The following is an 18,869-nucleotide window of genomic DNA, read 5'->3' on the forward strand; positions in this document are numbered from 1 at the left end:
GCTCGCGCTCACTTCGCGCCTCCGGCCTTCACCGCATCCGCAATCCGCGTGTCGAGCGCGTTGCGCAAGGCGTCGCCCATGAAAGTCAGAAGCAACAGGGTCGCTACCAGCACGCCGAAGGTGGACAGCGAAATCCACCACGCGTCGAGATTGGCCTTGCCTTGCGCGAGCAATTCACCAAGCGACGGCGTCGGCGACGGCACGCCCAAGCCGAGAAAATCGAGACTCGTGAGCGCGAGAATCGCTCCGCTCATGCGAAATGGCAGGAATGTGATGACGGGCGTCAGGCTATTGGGCAGCACATGCCGCCAGATGATCTGCCAGTTGGACAAACCCATCGCGCGCGCGGCGCGTACGTAGTCTTGCGTGCGGTTGCGCAGAAACTCCGCGCGCACGTAGTCCGACAGCCCGATCCAGCCGAACAGCGACAGCAGGATGACCAGCAAAACGAGGCTTGGCTCGAAGATCGACGCGAAGATGATCAGCAGATAAAGCTCCGGCAACGCGCTCCAGATTTCGATCAGCCGCTGCCCGGCGATGTCTGTCCGGCCGCCGAAGTAGCCCTGCACCGCGCCCGCCACCACGCCGAGCACCGTGCCGATGGCCGTCAGCACGAGCGCGAACAGCACCGATACGCGAAAGCCGTAGACGAGCCGTGCGAACACATCGCGCCCGCGGTCGTCGGTGCCGAGCCAGTTCTCGCGCGACGGCGGCGCGGGATTCGAGCCCTTCGAGAAGTAATTGAGCGTGTCGTAGTAATAGTGATTCGGCGGATAAACCGCGAAATTGCCCGGCGCGCTGAAGCGGTCGCGCACGAACGGGTCGAGATAATCGGCGGGCGTCGGATAGTCGCCGCCGAACGTCGTTTCCGCGTAGGTCTGCACGATCGGAAAATACAAGTGTCCCTGGTAGCGCACGACGAGCGGCTTGTCGTTCGACCAAAGCGGGCCGGCCAGGCTGATCGCGAACGCCACGACAAACACGATCAGACTCCAGTAGCCGAGCTTGTGCTGCCTGAAACGCATCCACACCCGCCGCGAAGGCGATGGCGAAACCGGCTCGCGCAAGGGCTGCGCATCGGCGGCGCCGCGTGAGGATCGTGAAGAAGCGGCTCGGTTCATCAGCGCTCCAGTTGCTCGAATTGAATGCGCGGATCGACCCAGACGTAGCAGAGATCGGAGATGAGCTTGGTCGCAAGCCCGATCAGCGTGAAGAGATAGAGCGTGCCTAGCACGACGGGATAGTCGCGCCGCACCACGGATTCGTACGAGAGCAGTCCGAGTCCGTCGAGCGAGAACAGCGTTTCGATCAGCAGACTGCCCGTGAAGAATGCGCCGATAAACGCTGCGGGAAAGCCGACGATCAGCGGCAGGAGCGCATTGCGGAACACGTGCTTCCAGAGCACGCGTCTTTCGGAAAGGCCCTTCGCGCGCGCGGTGAGCACGTATTGCTTGCGGATTTCGTCGAGAAACGCGTTCTTGGTCAGCATGGTGACGATGGCGAAGCTGCCGACCACCGACGCCACCACCGGCAAGGTGATGTGCCACAGATAATCGACGATCTTGCCGCCGAGCGAGAGCGTGGCCCAGTTATCCGAAGTGAGATTGCGCAACGGGAAAAGCTGCCAGAACGAGCCGCCGCCGAACAGCACGAGCAGCAGCACGCCGAGCACGAAGCCGGGAATCGCGAAACCGATCAGCACGATGAGACTCGTCGCCACGTCGAAGCGCGAGCCGTTTCTCACCGCCTTCGCTATCCCGAGCGGCACCGATATCAGATAAGTGATGAAAAACGTCCATACGCCGATGCTGATCGACACCGGCAGTTTCGACACGATCAGCGACCAGACGCTTTGATGCCGGAAGTAACTGTCGCCGAGATCGAAGCGCGCGAACTTGCCGAGCATCAGCCAGTAACGCTGCAAAGGCGGCTTGTCGAAGCCGTAGAGCGCCTTGAGTTGCGCGACCTGCTGGGCATCCACGCCAGTATGCGTGCGCAGCCCGAAGCCGCCGCCGCCTTCCGCGTTGCCGCGCCGCAGATCGTGCACCGCCTGCTCGACAGGCCCGCCCGGCACGAACTGAATCACGACGAAGGTCAGCGTGAGCACGCCGATGAGCGTCGGGATCATCAACAGAATGCGTTTGAGTATGTAGCTCCACATGGCGCGCGGTCCTGTTATTTCGACGCGGCGGCTTTCGCCCACCACGCCGACACTACCCACTCTTCCGCCGTGTAGTAGAGCGGCAAGGTCGCGGGGTACTGAAGCGTATTGCGATACGCCACCCGATGCGTCGCCGAATACCAATGCGGCACCACGTAATAGCCATTCATCAGCACGCGATCGAGCGCGTGAGTGGCATCGACGAGTTGTTCGCGCGTCTGCGCGCCCACCACTTTTTGCAGAATCGCGTCGACCGCCTTCGACTTCACGCCGGCGAGATTGTCGGAGCCTTGCTCGTCGGCGGACTTGCTGCCGAAGCGCGAGACTTGCTCCGTGCCGGGAATCTGCACGTCGGGCATGCGCACGCTCGTGACGTCGAAATCGAACGCGTCGAGCCGTTTTTGGATCAGCGCGTAGTCGACGGTGCGAAAGTTCATCGTGATGCCGAGCTTTTGCAGATTGCGGCCGAACGCGGCGGCGACCGGTTCCATGGAGGCGCCGCCGCCCGTATCGTCGAGAATCTCGAACACGAAGGGCTCGCCCTTCGCATTGCGCAGCGCGCCATCGCGATACGTCCAGCCCGCCTCGGCGAGCAATCCGCGCGCCTTGATGAGGTTGGCGCGCAGCGATCCGGGCGGATCGGTGTCGGGCTGACGCGGCATCTCGCCGAACACGGACGCATCGAGGTCCTTTTTGAGCGGATCGAGAATGGCGAGTTCGCCGTCGCTCGGCTTGCCCTTCGCCTGCAAGTCCGTATTGACGAAGAAGCTGTCGATGCGCCTGTACTGATTGAAGAACAGTTGCCGGTTGAGCCACTCGAAGTCGAGCGCGAGATCGAGCGCCTGACGCACGCGCACATCCTTGAAGAGCGGCCGGCGCGTGTTCATGAAAAAGCCCTGCATGCCGGTGCCGTTATGCTGCGGGAATTCGCGCTTGATGAGTTCGCCGCTGTCGAAGCGCTTGCCGATATCGCGCCGCACCCAGCTTCGCGCAACGTATTCGACGAGCACGTCGTACTCGCCCGCCTTGAAGGCTTCGAGCCGCGCGACCGGGTCCGAATACAGCTTGTAGTGAATCTGCGCGAAATTGAACAAGCCCACGCGCACCGGCAACGCCGCGCCCCAGTAGTTCGGGTTGCGCTTGTACGAGATGGTGCGGCCGTTGTCGTATTGGTCGATCAGATACGCGCCGCTGCCGATCGGCTTCTGAAACGCGAGTTGATCGAACGGAATACGCGTGCCGTCGGGCTTCACTCCCCATTTGCGCGAAAACACGGGAATGCCGCCCGCGAGCAACGGCATCTCGCGCGTCGCGGTCTTGAATTCGAAGCGAATGGTCGATGCGTCCACCACGACCGCGCGCGCGATCTGCCCGAAGTACACGGAGAACTGCGGCGCGGCGAGCGGGCTTTTCAGCGTCTCGAACGAGAACTTGACGTCCTCGGCGGTAACGGGATCGCCATTCGAGAAATGCGCTTTCGGGTTGATGTGGAACGTGGTGGACAGGCCATCGGGCGCGACGGCGATGTCGTCGGCAAGCAAGCCATAACCGGTCGATACTTCATCGAGACTGCCGGTGGTCAGGCTTTCGAACATCAGCGAGAGCCCCGGCGCGGGATTGCCGCGCAAGGTGAACGGATTGAACTTGTCGAAGCTCGTCAGGCGGTTCGGATTGGCGAGTACGAGCGTGCCGTCGCGCGGCGCGTCGGGATTGACGTAATCGAAGTGACTGAAGCCGGCCGGATATTTCGGCTCGCCGTACTGTGCGTAGGCGTGCGCCGCCTCGGCCTGGTTCGCGCCCGAGACGATCGATCCGGCCAGCGCGAGCGCAATGGCCATGCGCCATGCGCGGGTTGGGCGGATCGTCGTGCGAGTCGTCATAAGCTCCTTGGGCGCCGGGTATCGCGCAATCGACGTTCGGGTCGGGCAGGCCATTGCGATGTGAGAGAATTCTACCCAAATCAAAAGCCGTGCGACCGTGGGTCAATTGCGCCGCACGCGCTTGAGGCTCACGCGGCGCGGGCAGATGCGGCTCGTTCGCCACCGTGCGCGACATTGACTTCAAAGGAGCATTCATGGGCTTTCTCGCTGGAAAACGAATTCTGCTGACGGGCTTGCTGTCGAACCGTTCGATTGCCTACGGCATCGCACAGGCCTGCAAGCGCGAAGGCGCGGAGCTGGCGTTCACCTATGTCGGCGAGCGTTTCAAGGATCGCATCACCGAATTCGCAACCGAATTCGAAAGCGATCTGATCTTTCCGTGCGATGTCGCGAACGACGCCGACATCGACGCACTCTTCGCGTCGCTCAAGGAACGCTGGGATTCGCTCGACGGTCTCGTGCATTCCATCGGCTTCGCGCCGCGTGAAGCGATCGCGGGCGACTTCCTCGACGGCATGACGCGCGAAAACTTCCGTATCGCGCACGACATTTCGGCGTACAGCTTTCCGGCGCTCGCCAAGGCGGCCAAGTCGATGCTGTCGGACAGTTCGTCGCTGCTCACGTTGAGCTACCTCGGCGCCAAGCGCGCGATTCCCAACTACAACACGATGGGTCTTGCCAAGGCATCGCTCGAAGCAAGCGTGCGCTATCTCGCGGCTTCGATGGGCAACAACGGCGTGCGCGTGAACGGCATCTCGGCCGGTCCCATCAAGACGCTCGCGGCCAGCGGCATCAAGGGCTTCGGCAAGATTCTCGATTTCGTCGAAAACAACGCGCCGCTCAAGCGCAACGTGACGATCGAACAAGTGGGTAACGTAGCGGCGTTCCTGCTGTCGGATCTCGCGGCCGGCGTGAGCGCGGAAATCGTGCACGTCGATGCGGGATTCAATGCGGTGGTCGGCGGCATGGCGGGCGTGACGGAATAACGCCTGCGGCGCTCGATCATGTGCAAAGGGCTGCTCTCTTGCGAGAGCGGCCCTTTTGCTTTTGTGTTTGGGTTTTTGCGAGTGGCGGCGTCGTGACAGCCGCTAATACAGCGCCATTCATGCGGGCGTGATCTTCGTGACCCTCGCCTTCGGGAACGTTGGCTTTGTGAAGAACGCCTTTGATAGCGTCGTCTAAAGGCCCGCTATGTCTGCCGACTCGGCAGCCAGACTGGACCAGCGCGTTCAATGCCTGCCACCATGTCCGTTGCCATGACCATTGCCGTGTCCGTACCCGTTACCGTGTCCGTGTTGCGGCCCGCGATTGTAGCCATGCCCGTAACCGTGGCCGTGATAACGGTTCCAGTCGTTCCGGTTCCAGTAACGGCGCCCATCCCAATATCGATTTCCATACCAGCCGATGACCACGGGCGGACGCGCATAAACCGGAGCCGGCTGGTAAATCACAGGCGGCGGAGGCGGCGCGTACACAGGCGCGGGTGCAACGTACACCGGCGCGGGGATGCCGACGTTCACGCCTACGTGTACATCGGCGTGCGCGGTGCCACTTATCGCTGACGCGGTCACGATCAAGATGCCGCCCAGCACTCGCCCCATGACATTCACATTCATCGCGTGGTCCTCGTTTTGTTTTGATTGGCTTGCGACAAAATATAACGGACGCCTTTCAGCGCAATATTTCAGCTTTGTAAGTTCTTCCCATGACGTGGCTCTCGTCAGGAGAAACCTTACCTTTTGTTACACGCTGCCGCGCGGCGACAAATGAAAAGCCACCCTTCGACCGGGTGGCTTTCTCTTAGCGCGACGTTCGCTCAATGGTCGTGATGACCGTGATCGTGATGATCGTAGTCGCGGCCGCCGTATCCGTGACCGCCGTGACCGTGGTTCCACTCGTCGCGGTTCCAGTAGCGATGGCCATCCCAGTACTGGTCGCCATGCCATCCGATCACGATAGCCGGTTGCGCATAAACCGGCGGAGGCGGCGGCGCATAGACCACGGGCGGAGGCGGAGGCGCATAGACCGGCGCCGGCGCAACGTACACGGGCGCGGGCACGCCGAGATTGATGCCGACGGAAACGCCCGCCATGGCCGCGCCGGACAGCGTCATACCACCGATGACGAACGCTCCTGCGAGCGCGGATGTCCTCAATACCTTGTTCATGTGAAGCCCACCTCGATGGGATGTTTGTTGTGTTGAGTGGACTATATCGAACGAACGCCTTTGCTTGTGTGCCACTTGGTAACGTCCCATTACCAATGCCTACCAGGCAAATGATTACGGAGAGTAAGGATCATGCACGCCGCGCGCCAATGAGAAACGGCGGCTCGTGAAAGCCGCCGTCAGGGACCGTGCAACGGGCACTAATTGGGCAGTTCCTGTCCGCGCGTTTCAGGCGCGAGCGGAATCACCGCGAGGCCGATGAGAAACGCGATACCCGTGAGCGCGATCGGCACGCCGAGCGTCTTCATATGCAGCACCATCGCGCCGATGCCGAAGTTCACGATCGCGCCGAAGAAGCGTCCCACCGACGTGCAGAATGCGAACGCCGTCGCCCGGACGCGCGTTTCGAACTGTTCCGGCAGCCACAGGCTGAAGAGCGCGAAGTTGCCGCCGAAGAAGCCGAGCACGACGAGCAGCGCAATGAACGGCACGAGCCCGTTCGGCAGATAGAACGCCCAGCCGAACGACAGCGCAATGGAAGCCGCCATGCCGACGAAATACACCGCGAGCGTCTTGCGCCGGCCGATGCGCTCTGCCATCGGCGGCAAGGCGAGACAGCCGATGATCGTGCCGATGGACAGCAAGCCCGTCGCGATCGACGCCATGCGCGCGGCTTCGGGCTTGCTCATGCCGGCCTTCGTCGCAAGCTGAATGACTGCCGACGGTTCATACACCGCGCCCGCCCACAGACCGATGATCGCCACGGTCAGCAGCACCGCCGCGACGATCGTGCGCTTGCGATACTGCGGCGAGAAGATCGTGCGCAACGAACCGTGCTGCTTGACGGCAGGCGCGCTCGTCGCTTCGGCGCGCTGCCACTTGTCGGTTTCCTTCACGCGCAAGAGCACGAGAATCGATACGACGACCGGGAACAGTCCAACCAGAAACATAGCGCGCCAGCCGAATGCCGCGCCGATCGTGTAGTTGAGCGCGGCCGCCAGAAAGAAGCCCGCGTAATAGCCGGTTTGCAGATAACCCGCGCCCATCTTGCGACGATCTTCCGGCCATGCCTCGGCGACGTAGGTTCCGGCAAGCGCCCACTCCCCGCCTATGCCGACGCCCGCAAAGAAGCGATATATGCCCAACTCCCAAACCGAATGCGATGTCGCGGCCAGCCCCGTGAAAATCGCGAACGTGAAGATGGTCGCGGCGAGCACCTTGGTGCGCCCGAAGCGATCGGCGAGCGGTCCCCAGATGAACGACAGTCCCCATCCGACCAGAAAGAGCGCGAAGAGTATGGAGCCTGCAAGACCGACGTTCGCGGGCGTGGCCGCGTAGCCCGAACGCGGCAGCAGTTCGGTGAGCGCGGGCGCAAGCACGAGCGCGTAGATGAACGAATCCATTCCATCGAGCGTCCAGCCGGCCCACGCACCCCAGAAGCCGGTGATCTGCGAGCGGTTGAGCGGGGTTTTGATCGGGCGCGAGGCGCGTAACTCTCGGTCCACCGTGGTTGGCATGGCCATGTCTCCGGGAAAGAATGATCGATACACGCGCGCTCTCGATTCTTGTCAGCCGCTCCCAGCTTAGGGAAAGCACCTTCTGTGAAGTCGCGCATCGTTTTATATATAATATTTGAACATTGACACGCGGCAAGTCCGCACTTACACCTAGCCATGCCGACAGATTTCTCCACTTCCGATGCAGCGCAGCCACTTGCATCGTTTCGTCACGCACAGTTCGAACCGCGCCAGAGCACGTCGCGCTTCATCGCGGATGCGTTGCGCACGGCTATCGTCGAAGGTGCGTTGTTGCCGGGCGAACCGCTGCGCCAGGACGCCATCGCACGGCAGTTTTCGGTGAGCGCGATTCCGGTGCGCGAAGCGTTCCGGCAACTCGAAAGCGAAGGCTGGGTGACCATCGAGCCGAATCGTGGCGCGGCCGTCAGCCTGCAATCGGCCGACGAGGCGCGCGAGATCTACGAGATACGCGCGTCGCTCGAAAGCTTGGCGATCGGCATCGCGCTCGAACATCACACGGCGCAAACGCTCGCCGAATCGCAACGTCTGCTCGAAGCGGCGGAAAGCGAGCCGGACCCGGCGCTCTACGTCGTGCGCAACGAGCAGTTCCATATGAGCCTTTACGCGCCCGCGGACCGGCCGCGTCTGATGGAGCTGATCGGCCAGATGCATCGGCGCGGCGAACGTTATTTGCGGCTGAAGCTCGGCTTGCCGATTCACAAGGATTCGTCGGATGCGGAGCATCGCGCGATTCTTGCCGCGCTCGTCGCCCGCGATATCGAACAGGCGCAAACGCTCGTCGCGCGTCATCTGCTTGCGACAGGCGATTTGATCCACCGCTTTCTCGCCGACGCGCAAGCGCTTGCCGCGGCGAGCCATGTCAAGAAGAAGCGCCGCCCGCGCGCCGCGCCCGCAACGGCTTCTGCAACCTCTTTGAAGGAGGATCGATGAACTCGTCCCCGACGCCTGCCACGTCGCCCGCGCGCGACACGAGCCCGCAAACCCGGCAGTGGAACACGCGCGCGCAGGAAAAAGCGCGCCGCCTCAAGCTGATCGAACCGTGGCTCGACGGCTCGGTGCTCGCGACCGACCGTATCGTCGATGCCTTGCACGCGCTGATCGTCACGGGCGACCGCGTGGCGCTAGAAGGCAACAACCAGAAACAGGCCGACTTCCTCTCGCGCGCCTTCGCCAGACTCGATCCCGAACGCGTGCACGACGTTCATCTGCTGATTTCGAGCATCAGCCGCCCGGACCATCTCGCGCTGTTCGAACAGGGCATCGCGCGCAAGGTCGATTTCGCGTTCGCCGGTCCGCAAAGTCTGCGCGTCGCGCAACTGCTCGAAGACGGACAACTCGAGATCGGCGCGATCTATACGTATATCGAACTGTATGCGCGCATGTTCATCGACCTCACGCCGCAGGTGGCGCTCGTGTGCGCGGTGCAGGCAGACCGGCACGGCAATCTCTACACGGGCGCGAACACCGAAGACACGCCTACCATCGTCGAGGCCACCGCGTTCAGACATGGCATCGTGATCGCGCAGGTCAACGAGATCGTCGATGAACTGCCGCGCGTCGATATCCCCGGTTCGTGGATCGATGTCGTCGTGAAGGCAGACCGCCCGTTCGCCGTCGAGCCGCTCTTCACGCGCGATCCGCGGCATATCGGCGAGTTGCAGATTCTCATGGCGATGATGACCATTCGCGGCATCTACGACCGCTACGGCGTGACGTCGCTGAATCACGGCATCGGTTTCGATACGGCGGCCATCGAACTTCTGCTGCCGACATATGGCGAATCGCTCGGGCTGAAGGGAAAGATCTGCACGCACTGGGCGCTCAATCCGCATCCGACCTTGATCCCCGCGATCGAAAGCGGCTGGGTGCAGAGCGTGCACTGCTTCGGCAGCGAGGTAGGCATGGAGGACTACATCACGGCGCGGCCGGACGTGTTCTTCACCGGCCGCGATGGCAGCCTGCGTTCTAACCGCGTGTTCTGCCAGTTGGCAGGGCAATACGGCGTCGATCTCTTCATCGGTTCGACCCTGCAGATGGACGCCGACGCCAACTCGTCCACCGTCACGCTCGGGCGGCTGGCGGGCTTCGGCGGCGCGCCCAACATGGGCCACGATCCACGCGGGCGCCGTCATTCGAGCGAGGCGTGGCTCAAGCTGCTGAAAAACGACGGCCCGAACCCGGCCATCGCGCGCGGTCACAAACTCGTCGTGCAGACCGCCGAGACGTACAAGAAAGGCGGCGAGCCGACCATCGTCGATGCATTGGATGCCATCGCCGTCGGTGAAAAAAGCAACATGCCGATCGCGCCTGTCATGATCTACGGCGACGATGTCACGCACGTCGTGACGGAAGAAGGCATCGCGTATCTGCATGCGGCCGAAGGTGTCGATGAGCGCCGCGCCGCGCTTGCCGCCGTGGCGGGCGTCACGCCCATCGGCATGCGCGCGGATGCGAAGAAGACGGCGGAGTTGAGAAGGCGCGGCATCGTCGCGTTGCCGGAAGACCTCGGCGTGCGGCGCGGCGAAGCAAAGCGTTCGCTGCTCGCGGCACGCAGTATCGACGACCTGGTGGCGTGGTCGGGCGGTCTGTATGCGCCGCCTGCGCGCTTCAGAAGCTGGTGAGCGCGATGGGTTCGTGTATGTCTGACCGTGAAGACGAAGCGTCGAGCCTTTGCGTGGTTGCCGACATTCCCGCTGGCGTGTGTTCGTGGAACGCAGAGGCGCGGCTCGATGACGCCACGCATGCGAACCCGTCGAATTCGCGTGCCGTCGCAACGCACGCCAATACCGGAGCCGCTGCCCGCCCGAGCATGGGCCATGCGATGCAAACGGCGCTAGCGTCGCGCGAAGCCACTCGGTTCGCTCACTTGCAGCCGATCGCGCCCGATGCCATCGCGACCCGCGCCGTGGCCGCGCTCATCGACGAAGCGTGTCTCACACCGAAACCCGCATTGGTGGACCGGCGCGGCAGCGGCGCGCATCGCGATTTGTCGCTCGACATCATGTTGCGCTCGGCAAAAGCGTTGCACCCCACGTTTGTCGCCATCGCTCGCGCGTCGGCCGATCTCGAACCGTCGCAGACGTTACGCGAACAGCTTGCACGCATCGGCCGCGAAGGCGAGATTGCGATGATGCGCGCGACCGCCGGCAGCAACGCGCATCGCGGTGCGATCTGGATCGTCGGCTTGCTGTGCGCCGGCGCGGCAATGCATGCGCCCGACGACAGCGCGGCGATCTGCGCAAGCGCGGCACGCATCGCGCGCTTCAAGGATCGTTACGCGCCCGCGTCGGCACAAACGAGTCACGGCGCGCGCGTGTCGGCGCGATACCGTGTGGCAGGCGCGCGCGGCGAAGCGTGCGATGGCTTTCCGCATGCGCTCGAAATTGGGCTGCCCGCGCTCGATGCAGCCCGTCGCCGCAATCTCGATGAAAACGACGCGCGCCTCGAAGCGCTCGTCGCGATCATGGCGTCGCTCGACGATACCTGTCTCCTGCATCGCGGCGGCATGACGGCGCTGCGGGTCGCGCAACACGGCGCGCGTCGTGTGCTCGACGCAGGCGGCGTTGCATCGGCGAGCGGCAAGACAGCGCTTCACGAACTCGACCGCGAACTGCTCGCGCTCGATGCATCGCCTGGCGGCGCCGCCGACTTGCTTGCGGCGACGCTCTTTCTCGACAGTCTCAGGCGCTTGCATTGATTCGCAACGCGCGCATCGAAGAGGAACGATGATGGAAAACATCCGATACGAATACCCCGCCACCCGCCCCGTGCCGCGTCGCGCGCACGTCGGCGTGGTCGGCTCGGGCGATCTCGAAGTGCTGCTCTCGCCATCGGCGACAGCGAATGCGGAAGTGGTGATCCGCACGAGCGTCGACGGCTACGAGCATGTCTGGAAGAGTGTGCTCGACCGTTTTTTTCAGCGATACGACGGCGCCGCGAAACTGGAGCTCAACGACTTCGGCGCGACGCCCGGCGTGGTCATGCTGCGCCTGAATGAAGCCGTCGAAGCCAGCGAGGGCACGCCATGAACGCTCACGACACCTTTCTCGCGCGTCACAGCTTCATCGAGATGACCGCGCGCGAACGCGCCCGCGCCCTGCTCGATGCCGGCACCTTTCGCGAACTGCTCGGCCCCTTCGACCGGCTCGAATCGCCGTGGCTTGCCATGCAGAACGTCGTCTGCCAGTCCGACGACGGCGCGGTGATCGCGCGCGGCATGCTCGATGGCGAACCCGCCGTGATCGCGGCGATCGAACCCGCGTTTCAGGGCGGCAGCATCGGCGAAGTCTCGGGCGCGAAGATCGCGGCCGCGCTCGAAATGGCGCTCGGCGAATTCGAAGCGGGCCGCTCGATTCGTCCCGTCGTGCTGTTCGAAACGGGCGGCGTGCGCCTGCAGGAGGCGAACCTCGGGCTTGCAGCCATCGCCGAGATTCAGGCGGCGATCGTCGCGTTGCGGCGGCACGTGCCGGTGGTCGGCGTGATCGGCGGCATGGTCGGCTGCTTCGGCGGCATGTCGCTCGCGGCGGCGCTCTGCACCGAACTCGTGATGACGCGGCAGGCGCGCCTTGGCATGAACGGGCCGGAAGTGATCGAACAGGAAGCGGGCATCGAGGAGCTCGATTCGGGCGACCGGCGCCTCATCTGGTCGATGATTGGCGGAGAAGAACGCGCGGCGGTCGGCCTCGTCGATACGCTCGTCGAAGACGATACCGCGCAAGTACGCGACGCGGTGCTGGCGGCGTTCGCGCGCGGCGTGCCGACGCGTCATCGCACCGAGGATGTGGACGGTTTCATCGAGCGTCTGGCGCGCGTGAACCCGGACGCCATCGATCCCGAAACGCTGCGCACGCTCTGGAGTGCATCACGATGAACACGACAACTCTCTCGCGCGGCGAACGCTGGATCGACGCGCTGACTTCGCCTGCGTCCGGCGCGCAAGCCGGTCCGATTCGCGCGCGTGGCGGGCTTTTGAACGGCGAGCACGCGCATTTTCTCGCCGTCGTGCCCGATCCGGACAACCGCTTTCCACGCGCTCGCGACAACGTCGTCGGCCTCGAACAGGGATGGCTGTTGGCGCGCGCGGTGCGCGAGGTTATCGACGCGGATCGCGAGCGTGACGTGAAGCGTCCGATCGTCGCCGTCGTCGATGTCAAAAGTCAGGCTTACGGCCGGCGCGAGGAACTGCTCGGCGTGCATCTTGCCTGCGCCGCTGCCGTCGATGCTTATGCGAGCGCGCGTCTTGCGGGTCATCCGGTGATTGCGTTGATCGTCGGGCCGGCCATGTCGGGCGCGTATTTGGCGCACGGTTATCAGGCGAACCGGATCGTCGCGCTCGATTCACCCGGCACCGCCGTGCATGCAATGGGTCGCGAAGCAGCCGCGCGCGTCACGCGGCGCAGCGTGGAAAGTCTGGATGCGCTCGGCGACACCGTCTTGCCGATGTCGTACAAGATGAGCGCTTATGCAAAGCTCGGATTGCTGCATGAACTGATCGAAGGCGTCGATGCGGATGCGCCCTCGGCGGCCGAGATCGAGCGCGTGAAGGCATCGCTTGCGGCGGCCGTGAACGATGCGCGCGGTGCTTTGCGTGATCTGTCGAGCCGGCTTGGTTCTGCCGATGCGAAGCGCACGCGGGCTGCGTCGGTGGAGGTGCGCAAGCGAATGCGTGAGCAATGGGATGAAGCTTGAGTCGGGGCGGTGCTCCATGCGGCTTGGCGCATCGAGAATGGCTTGTCACGCACCAATGAAGCAGCTGTCACCGACGATAAGCTCCGCTTCGACGCAACATGCAAGAGGCCTTTGTGCGGCCCGTTTGCCGCGCATCGTTCGACACGGTCGCGCGATTCGTGACTGCGCGTGCCCAGCAAGCGTCACCGATGAGAACAATGATGAACGCAAGGCAGTATGAGATACGGCCACTTGACCTGCTGAAGATCGACACGCTGTCGTCATCGGCCGGAGGCGGCGCGGATGTCGCGGCCTCGCTTCTCTTCGCGCCCAACGTGCCGTCCTGGGTCGCCACCTCGCTCGCGCGCTCACCTTTCGTCGTCGTCCGCCGTGCGCCGCGCCTGGGCGACGCAATTCCCATCGGCGTACGCGGTTCGACGCGCGGCGAGCGCTTCGGCGCGTGGATCGATCAACGGTCGATCGCGTCTGCGTTGTCTCCCGAAGCCTTGCTCGAACGCACGCCCGATTCGGACCGCGCACACTTGCCCGCGTTCGCGCTTCTGCGGGCAATCTCGTCTTCGATCCAGGCAACGGGACTCGCCTGGGGCCCCGCCGGCAGCACAGGCTTCGAACTCGCGAGCGGTACACCCACGGTCACACCCGAAAGCGATCTCGACATCGTGATTCGCGCGCCCTCGCCGCTTTCGCGCGATGCAGCCGCCGCGCTTCTCGACACACTGTCGCGAACCGCGCGGGAGATCGGCACGCGCATCGACGTGCAGATCGAAACGCCGGAAGCCGCCTTCTCGCTCGCGGAATTCGCGCGCGCGAATCTACGCGTGATGCTGCGTCACGCCGACGGGCCGCGACTCGTCGCCGATCCGTGGGCAGCCGCATGATCGCGTATCTCTTTCCGGGACAGGGTGCGCAGACGCCAGGCTTTTTGCATCGGCTGGGCGGCGAGCAACCGCATCCGGTCATCGGGCAGACGCTCGCCGAAGCATCCGACATCCTCGGCGAAAACATCCTGCAACTCGATGACGCCACCGCGCTTGAGTCGACCGTCGCGGTGCAAGTCACGTTGCTGGCGGCAGCCGTGGCGGCGGCGCGCGCGCTCGCGGCCGAAGGTATCGAGCCGGAAGCCGTCGCGGGTTTGTCGGTCGGCGCGTATGGCGCGGCGGTGGCGAGCGGCGCCGTTGCGTTCGACGATGCCCTGCGCCTCGTTCGCCTGCGCGCGACGCTCATGCAGAACGCGTATCCGCACGGCTACGGCATGCTGGCGGTGCTCGGCCTGAACGAACGAGAGATTGCACGCGTGATCGCCGACGGTCACGCCGATGCCTATGTCGGCAATCTGAACGCGCCGCGTCAAATCGTCGTATCCGGCAGCGATGATGCGCTCGAAGCCGTGAGCCGCCTCGCGCTCGAACGCGGCGCGCGCAAGGCCGAACGGTTAGCGGTGAGCGTGCCTTCGCATTGCGTGCTGCTCGAAGACGCGGCCACGCAATTGATCGAAGCTGCCGCGAAAGTCCGCTTCGATGCACCACGCGTTCCATATGTCGGCAATCGCGGCGCACGCGTGCTGCGTCGCGCCGATGCCGTGCGCGACGACCTCGCGACCAACTTGCGCTATCCGGTGCGCTGGCACGAATCGACCATCGCGCTGTTCGAACTCGGCGTAAATGTCTTCGTCGAAATGCCGCCCGGCCACACGCTGACGCAACTCGCAAGCGACGCCCTGCCCGATGCGCAGGCGCTATCCATGGACGCCGCGTCCACTCATCCGACCGCCGCTCGCGTACGCGCGGCAAACCAGCGCGCCGCAGATTAATCCGCTTTTTCCGCACTTTTCCGACAGCGAATTGTCAACGTCCGTAAGCAAAATCGGAATGTTCCGCTAGCTTTTTGTTCGACGGACATCGACGATGCCGCTCCGTGCGCGAAGCATCGCGTCACGGACGCCCCAAAAACAATTCTAGGAAGACCGAAACATGAAATTCATCCGCTTGGCGCTCGCGGCGCCCGCTCTGTGCGCGCTCATCTCCTGCAGCAGCATGAACGCGCTTAATCCCGACACGTTGTTGCAGTCTGGCCAACTCGCATCGCAAGCCTTCACGCTGAGTGACGCCGATGTGCGCACGCTCTCCGACAAATCGTGCGCGGACCTGGACAAGGAAAACAAGATTGCGCCGGCGTCGAGTCAATACACGCAGCGTCTGAACCGCATCTCGAAGCAACTGGGCGACAACATCGATGGCGTGCCGGTCAACTACAAGGTCTACGTCACGAAGGATGTCAACGCCTGGGCAATGGCCAACGGTTGCGTGCGCGTGTACAGCGGCCTCATGGACGCAATGAACGACGACGAAGTGCGCGGCGTGGTGGGCCACGAAATGGGTCACGTGGCGCTCGGACACACCAAGAAGGCGATGCAGCTCGCTTATGCGACCTCGGCCGTGCGCTCGGCGGCGGCATCGACGGGCGGCGCGGTGGCGAATCTGTCGGCATCGCAATTGGGCGACTTGTCCGAAAAGTTCGTCCAGGCGCAATTCTCGCAATCGCAAGAAAGCGCCGCCGACGATTACTCGTTCGACATGCAGAAAAAGAAGGGATACAGCCCGGCCGGCCTTGTGACGGCGTTCCAGAAGCTCGCGACGATCGACGGCGGCAAGTCGAGCATGATGGATTCGCACCCGTCGTCGCCTTCGCGCGCGAAGCACATTCAGGATCGGATTGCGTCGGGCAAGTAAGGACGGTGCAAAAAAAAAGCGCGAGCAGCGGTTGCTCGCGCTTTCCATTCCGATTCGTGACGATCAGAAGTAGTAATGCACGCCGACGGTCAGGCTGTCGTTACGACGATGGCCGCCGTCGCAGTGCGCCGTGTCGGCCGTGTATTCGCCAGCGACACTCCATTGCTTCGCGAACTTATACTCGACGCCCGCGCCGTAGTGCAAGCGCGTGTCCGGCCAGGTGCCCGTGAAACCCACGCGCGCGTAAGGCATGATGTTGCCGTCGATAGGCATGCCGACTTTTACGTCTATGCCGCCGTCCTTCTTGGTCGTCGAACCAGCGTGAAGATCAGCGAATCCTTCGACGCCGGCTACGAACTGGTTGACATCGACGTTATAACCTGCCGTCAGGCCCGGAAAGAACGTCGTGTGCGTCGATTCCTCGAAATCGTGTCCGGTTGCATCGGAGAAATTCAAGCCGAGCTTCGCGCCGACGAAGGGGCCGGCAAATTCGCTAGCGTGCGCGCTAGCGATACCGAGCAGCGAGACGAAAATCGGCGCCGCTACCTTTTTGATACTTACCATGAGTGAGCCAACCGTGAGAAAGGCGTCGCCAGAACACGCAAATCGAATTCAGGCAAGAAAATAATCGAGACAGCGCAGGCTGTCTTGCAATTGACTGCTTCCAAACAATCAACGCGCAAGATTAGTTTCCGATTGTTAACTCGGATAGCGGACTTGTCTTAAAGGTTGGGCTCGGCGGCGTAGGGCGTGACATGCGTCACGTGTTGCCTGGCCGATGACGCCGATGAGACCGGCACGCCTCATGGGAAAGTGGCGGCGATTGATGGTAGTACCGGCGGATGAGTGAACTTGCCGCCTACTTCCCGCGCAGAATGTCCCAAATTGCGATACTTCCCAAAAGCAAAACGACGATCAGCGCCGCCATTCCAAGCACGTTAAAAATCACATTCACGATCAACTTCGTCGCCTCCATACACTGCCTGTTTTTTTGAATGGTTCGAGTAAGTATTCGCTATTTTTGCACGCCAGCCGTTTGAACGATCGAAGATGGGAACTGACTCTCATACATGATCGTGCGTCGCTCGTTCTTTATTGCGTGTGGAAGACCTCGTCCGGGCGGAGAGTTTCTCCTGAACCATCCTGATATTGCAATCTGCCATTCGGTCGGTGTGTGACGCGTGGCACGTCCGAGACATTGCTGGCGTGCTCCGCAAAATTTTTCTAAGCTCGGACCCTGAGCACGCCATCTTCACAAAGTTGCATTCCAAAAGACATCGATAGACTCGCTCCGATGATAAGATCGTTAGTCTTCTTTAGCTTTCGAACGCGTCGTTTTCGTCAGAGCCGATTTTCTTCAACTTGGCTCGCTCGTGTCGTTCATCGTGCGAAACCATCCGCCATTACGCGAACGCGATTACATAGCCCACAAGCGTGACTTCAGACTGCATACCTATGCGATCGTCTTGATGTCCCGTGGTCAACTCGCAGCGTCCTTAAAGACTCGTAACTTCTCTGATCATCAACAGTGCGACATCCCCTCGTTAGCTCATCCAATTGGAGCATCACTTAAATGAAAATCACGCTATTGGTGAGTTCCATGGGAAGCGGCGGCGCGGAACGGGTCGCGGCTACGCTCGTGAATGCCTGGAGTGAGCGCGGTGACGATGTCACGCTAGTCGCTACATATAGCGGTAAGGGTGATTGCTTTTACAAGATTTCCGAGAACGTTCGCTTCATCTATCTGACTGACCGTGCAGGGAGTCAAGGCGGCAAGTTATCAAGCTTCGTTCAGCGGCAGCGGGCTTTGCGCTCGCTCATCCGGGAGAACCGGCCCGACGTTGTGATTTCCTTTTTAACCAATGTCAACGTAGCCGCAATTCTTGCAACATTAGGCTTGGGCATTCCGGTTATCGCTTGCGAACATAACGATCCATCTCGCGACGGACGATCCGCGTTATGGAAACTGCTTACTCGTCTGACTTACCCACATGCCAGCGCGATAACGGTGCTCACCGAAAATGTCGTCGCACCGTTCAAGACAATGGTGCCCGGCATGCGACATATTGCTGTCGTCCCAAATCCGCTGCCTGACGAATTATTCCAGCAGTCGGCGCCGTCTATCGAAACCGGCGCGCGCATGCGCCTCGTTTCGCTCGGACGATTGCATCCGCAAAAGAACTATCGCCTTTTGATCGACGCATTCTCGTCCATTGCGAATGCATGCCCGAAAATGGGATCTGTGGATATGGGGTGAAGGTGCCGAACGCGCATCGCTCGAAGCGGAGATCGAAAGGCGAGGTGTGACCCAGCGCATCTTTCTTCCGGGTGTCACCGAAAATCCATGGACGGAGATTCTGCGCTCGCAGGCATTCGTCATGTCATCCCGCTTCGAAGGATTCGGCCTCGCGCTCGCCGAGAGTATGGCTTTAGGCGTTCCCGCCATAGCTGTCGATTGTCTCAGTGGTCCGCGCTACATCACGCGCGACGGGCAGGACGCGCTGCTTGTGCCAGTCGCCAATTCACAAGCGTTAGCCGCTGCAATTCAAAGGATGCTCACCGATGACACGCTGCGTGCCGAACTGAGTCGCAAAGGCGCAAAGTCCGTTCGCGAGCGATATTCAACGAATACGATTCTTCGCGTGTGGGACGAGTTGTTCACGCGCGTTGGCGTGGACACCGACGATGCCGCGGCGCGCCGACCCA

At 62.4% G+C, this 18,869-nt stretch carries 17 protein-coding genes and 1 pseudogene; 11 read left to right on the forward strand and 7 right to left on the reverse strand.

Annotated features, from left to right (window positions below; translation table 11 throughout):
• Positions 1–8: 8 nt before the first annotated feature.
• Genes NCT04_RS09230 through NCT04_RS09240 form a run of 3 tightly spaced genes read right to left on the reverse strand, consistent with a single transcriptional unit; the run spans position 9 to position 3,999 of the window.
• Positions 9–1,121, reverse strand: a complete 1,113-nt coding sequence (locus NCT04_RS09230; RefSeq protein WP_250465141.1) for an ABC transporter permease — start codon at positions 1,119–1,121, stop codon at positions 9–11.
• On the reverse strand, positions 1,121–2,161 hold the full coding sequence (locus NCT04_RS09235; protein WP_250465142.1) for a microcin C ABC transporter permease YejB: 1,041 nt from the start codon (positions 2,159–2,161) through the stop codon (positions 1,121–1,123). Before NCT04_RS09235 ends, NCT04_RS09230 begins: the two co-directional genes overlap by 1 nt.
• A gap of 14 nt (positions 2,162–2,175) precedes the next feature.
• A complete protein-coding gene (locus tag NCT04_RS09240; RefSeq protein ID WP_250465300.1) occupies positions 2,176–3,999 on the reverse strand; it encodes an extracellular solute-binding protein in 1,824 nt (607 codons plus the stop codon).
• Positions 4,000–4,235: 236 nt separating this feature from the next.
• Here NCT04_RS09240 and fabI point away from each other — a divergent pair, with 236 nt between their 5' ends.
• Positions 4,236–5,027 (forward strand): enoyl-ACP reductase FabI, encoded by a 792-nt coding sequence (gene fabI / locus NCT04_RS09245; RefSeq protein WP_250465143.1) that lies wholly within the window; start codon positions 4,236–4,238, stop codon positions 5,025–5,027.
• Between the two features lie 243 nt (positions 5,028–5,270).
• Here the strand turns inward: fabI and NCT04_RS09250 are convergent, their stop codons facing one another.
• From NCT04_RS09250 to NCT04_RS09260, 3 genes are all read right to left on the reverse strand, one after another.
• The gene (locus NCT04_RS09250; protein WP_250465144.1) at positions 5,271–5,657 is read right to left on the reverse strand and encodes a hypothetical protein; all 387 of its coding nucleotides are present in this window, start codon (positions 5,655–5,657) and stop codon (positions 5,271–5,273) included.
• Between the two features lie 200 nt (positions 5,658–5,857).
• On the reverse strand, positions 5,858–6,208 hold the full coding sequence (locus NCT04_RS09255; protein ID WP_370652022.1) for a hypothetical protein: 351 nt from the start codon (positions 6,206–6,208) through the stop codon (positions 5,858–5,860).
• Positions 6,209–6,408: 200 nt separating this feature from the next.
• Positions 6,409–7,725 (reverse strand): MFS transporter, encoded by a 1,317-nt coding sequence (locus NCT04_RS09260; protein WP_244825515.1) that lies wholly within the window; start codon positions 7,723–7,725, stop codon positions 6,409–6,411.
• A 156-nt stretch (positions 7,726–7,881) separates the two neighbouring features.
• Here NCT04_RS09260 and NCT04_RS09265 point away from each other — a divergent pair, with 156 nt between their 5' ends.
• From NCT04_RS09265 to loiP, 9 genes are all read left to right on the forward strand, one after another.
• Positions 7,882–8,676: a GntR family transcriptional regulator gene (locus NCT04_RS09265; protein WP_250465145.1), complete on the forward strand. Its 795-nt coding sequence runs from the start codon at positions 7,882–7,884 to the stop codon at positions 8,674–8,676.
• Positions 8,673–10,367 (forward strand): malonate decarboxylase subunit alpha, encoded by a 1,695-nt coding sequence (gene mdcA, locus NCT04_RS09270; protein WP_250465146.1) that lies wholly within the window; start codon positions 8,673–8,675, stop codon positions 10,365–10,367. Before NCT04_RS09265 ends, mdcA begins: the two co-directional genes overlap by 4 nt.
• Positions 10,368–10,567: 200 nt before the next feature.
• Complete coding sequence (locus tag NCT04_RS09275; RefSeq protein ID WP_250465301.1) at positions 10,568–11,443, forward strand: triphosphoribosyl-dephospho-CoA synthase; 876 nt, start codon at positions 10,568–10,570, stop codon at positions 11,441–11,443.
• A 31-nt stretch (positions 11,444–11,474) separates the two neighbouring features.
• Positions 11,475–11,774 (forward strand): malonate decarboxylase subunit delta, encoded by a 300-nt coding sequence (locus NCT04_RS09280; RefSeq protein WP_244828068.1) that lies wholly within the window; start codon positions 11,475–11,477, stop codon positions 11,772–11,774.
• A complete protein-coding gene (locus NCT04_RS09285) occupies positions 11,771–12,616 on the forward strand; it encodes a biotin-independent malonate decarboxylase subunit beta (RefSeq protein WP_250465147.1) in 846 nt (281 codons plus the stop codon). The genes NCT04_RS09280 and NCT04_RS09285 overlap by 4 nt, the downstream gene beginning before the upstream one ends.
• Entirely contained in the window at positions 12,613–13,434 is an 822-nt protein-coding gene (mdcE, locus tag NCT04_RS09290; protein WP_250465148.1) for a biotin-independent malonate decarboxylase subunit gamma, read from the forward strand. The genes NCT04_RS09285 and mdcE overlap by 4 nt, the downstream gene beginning before the upstream one ends.
• Positions 13,435–13,631: 197 nt before the next feature.
• The gene (locus NCT04_RS09295) at positions 13,632–14,312 is read left to right on the forward strand and encodes a malonate decarboxylase holo-ACP synthase (RefSeq protein WP_250465149.1); all 681 of its coding nucleotides are present in this window, start codon (positions 13,632–13,634) and stop codon (positions 14,310–14,312) included.
• The gene (gene mdcH / locus NCT04_RS09300; protein WP_250465150.1) at positions 14,309–15,244 is read left to right on the forward strand and encodes a malonate decarboxylase subunit epsilon; all 936 of its coding nucleotides are present in this window, start codon (positions 14,309–14,311) and stop codon (positions 15,242–15,244) included. The genes NCT04_RS09295 and mdcH overlap by 4 nt, the downstream gene beginning before the upstream one ends.
• A gap of 160 nt (positions 15,245–15,404) precedes the next feature.
• The gene (gene loiP / locus NCT04_RS09305; protein WP_250465151.1) at positions 15,405–16,163 is read left to right on the forward strand and encodes a metalloprotease LoiP; all 759 of its coding nucleotides are present in this window, start codon (positions 15,405–15,407) and stop codon (positions 16,161–16,163) included.
• A gap of 63 nt (positions 16,164–16,226) precedes the next feature.
• Here the strand turns inward: loiP and NCT04_RS09310 are convergent, their stop codons facing one another.
• Positions 16,227–16,727, reverse strand: a complete 501-nt coding sequence (locus tag NCT04_RS09310) for a porin family protein (protein ID WP_250465152.1) — start codon at positions 16,725–16,727, stop codon at positions 16,227–16,229.
• A 1,009-nt stretch (positions 16,728–17,736) separates the two neighbouring features.
• On the opposite strand from NCT04_RS09310, the pseudogene NCT04_RS09315 reads away from it, so the two are divergent.
• A pseudogene (locus NCT04_RS09315) lies at positions 17,737–18,832 on the forward strand (glycosyltransferase family 4 protein); the annotation flags it as partial.
• Between the last annotated feature and the right edge of the window lie 37 nt (positions 18,833–18,869).

The sequence above is a fragment of the Caballeronia sp. GAFFF2 genome (assembly GCF_023631485.1).
GTDB lineage: Bacteria > Pseudomonadota > Gammaproteobacteria > Burkholderiales > Burkholderiaceae > Caballeronia.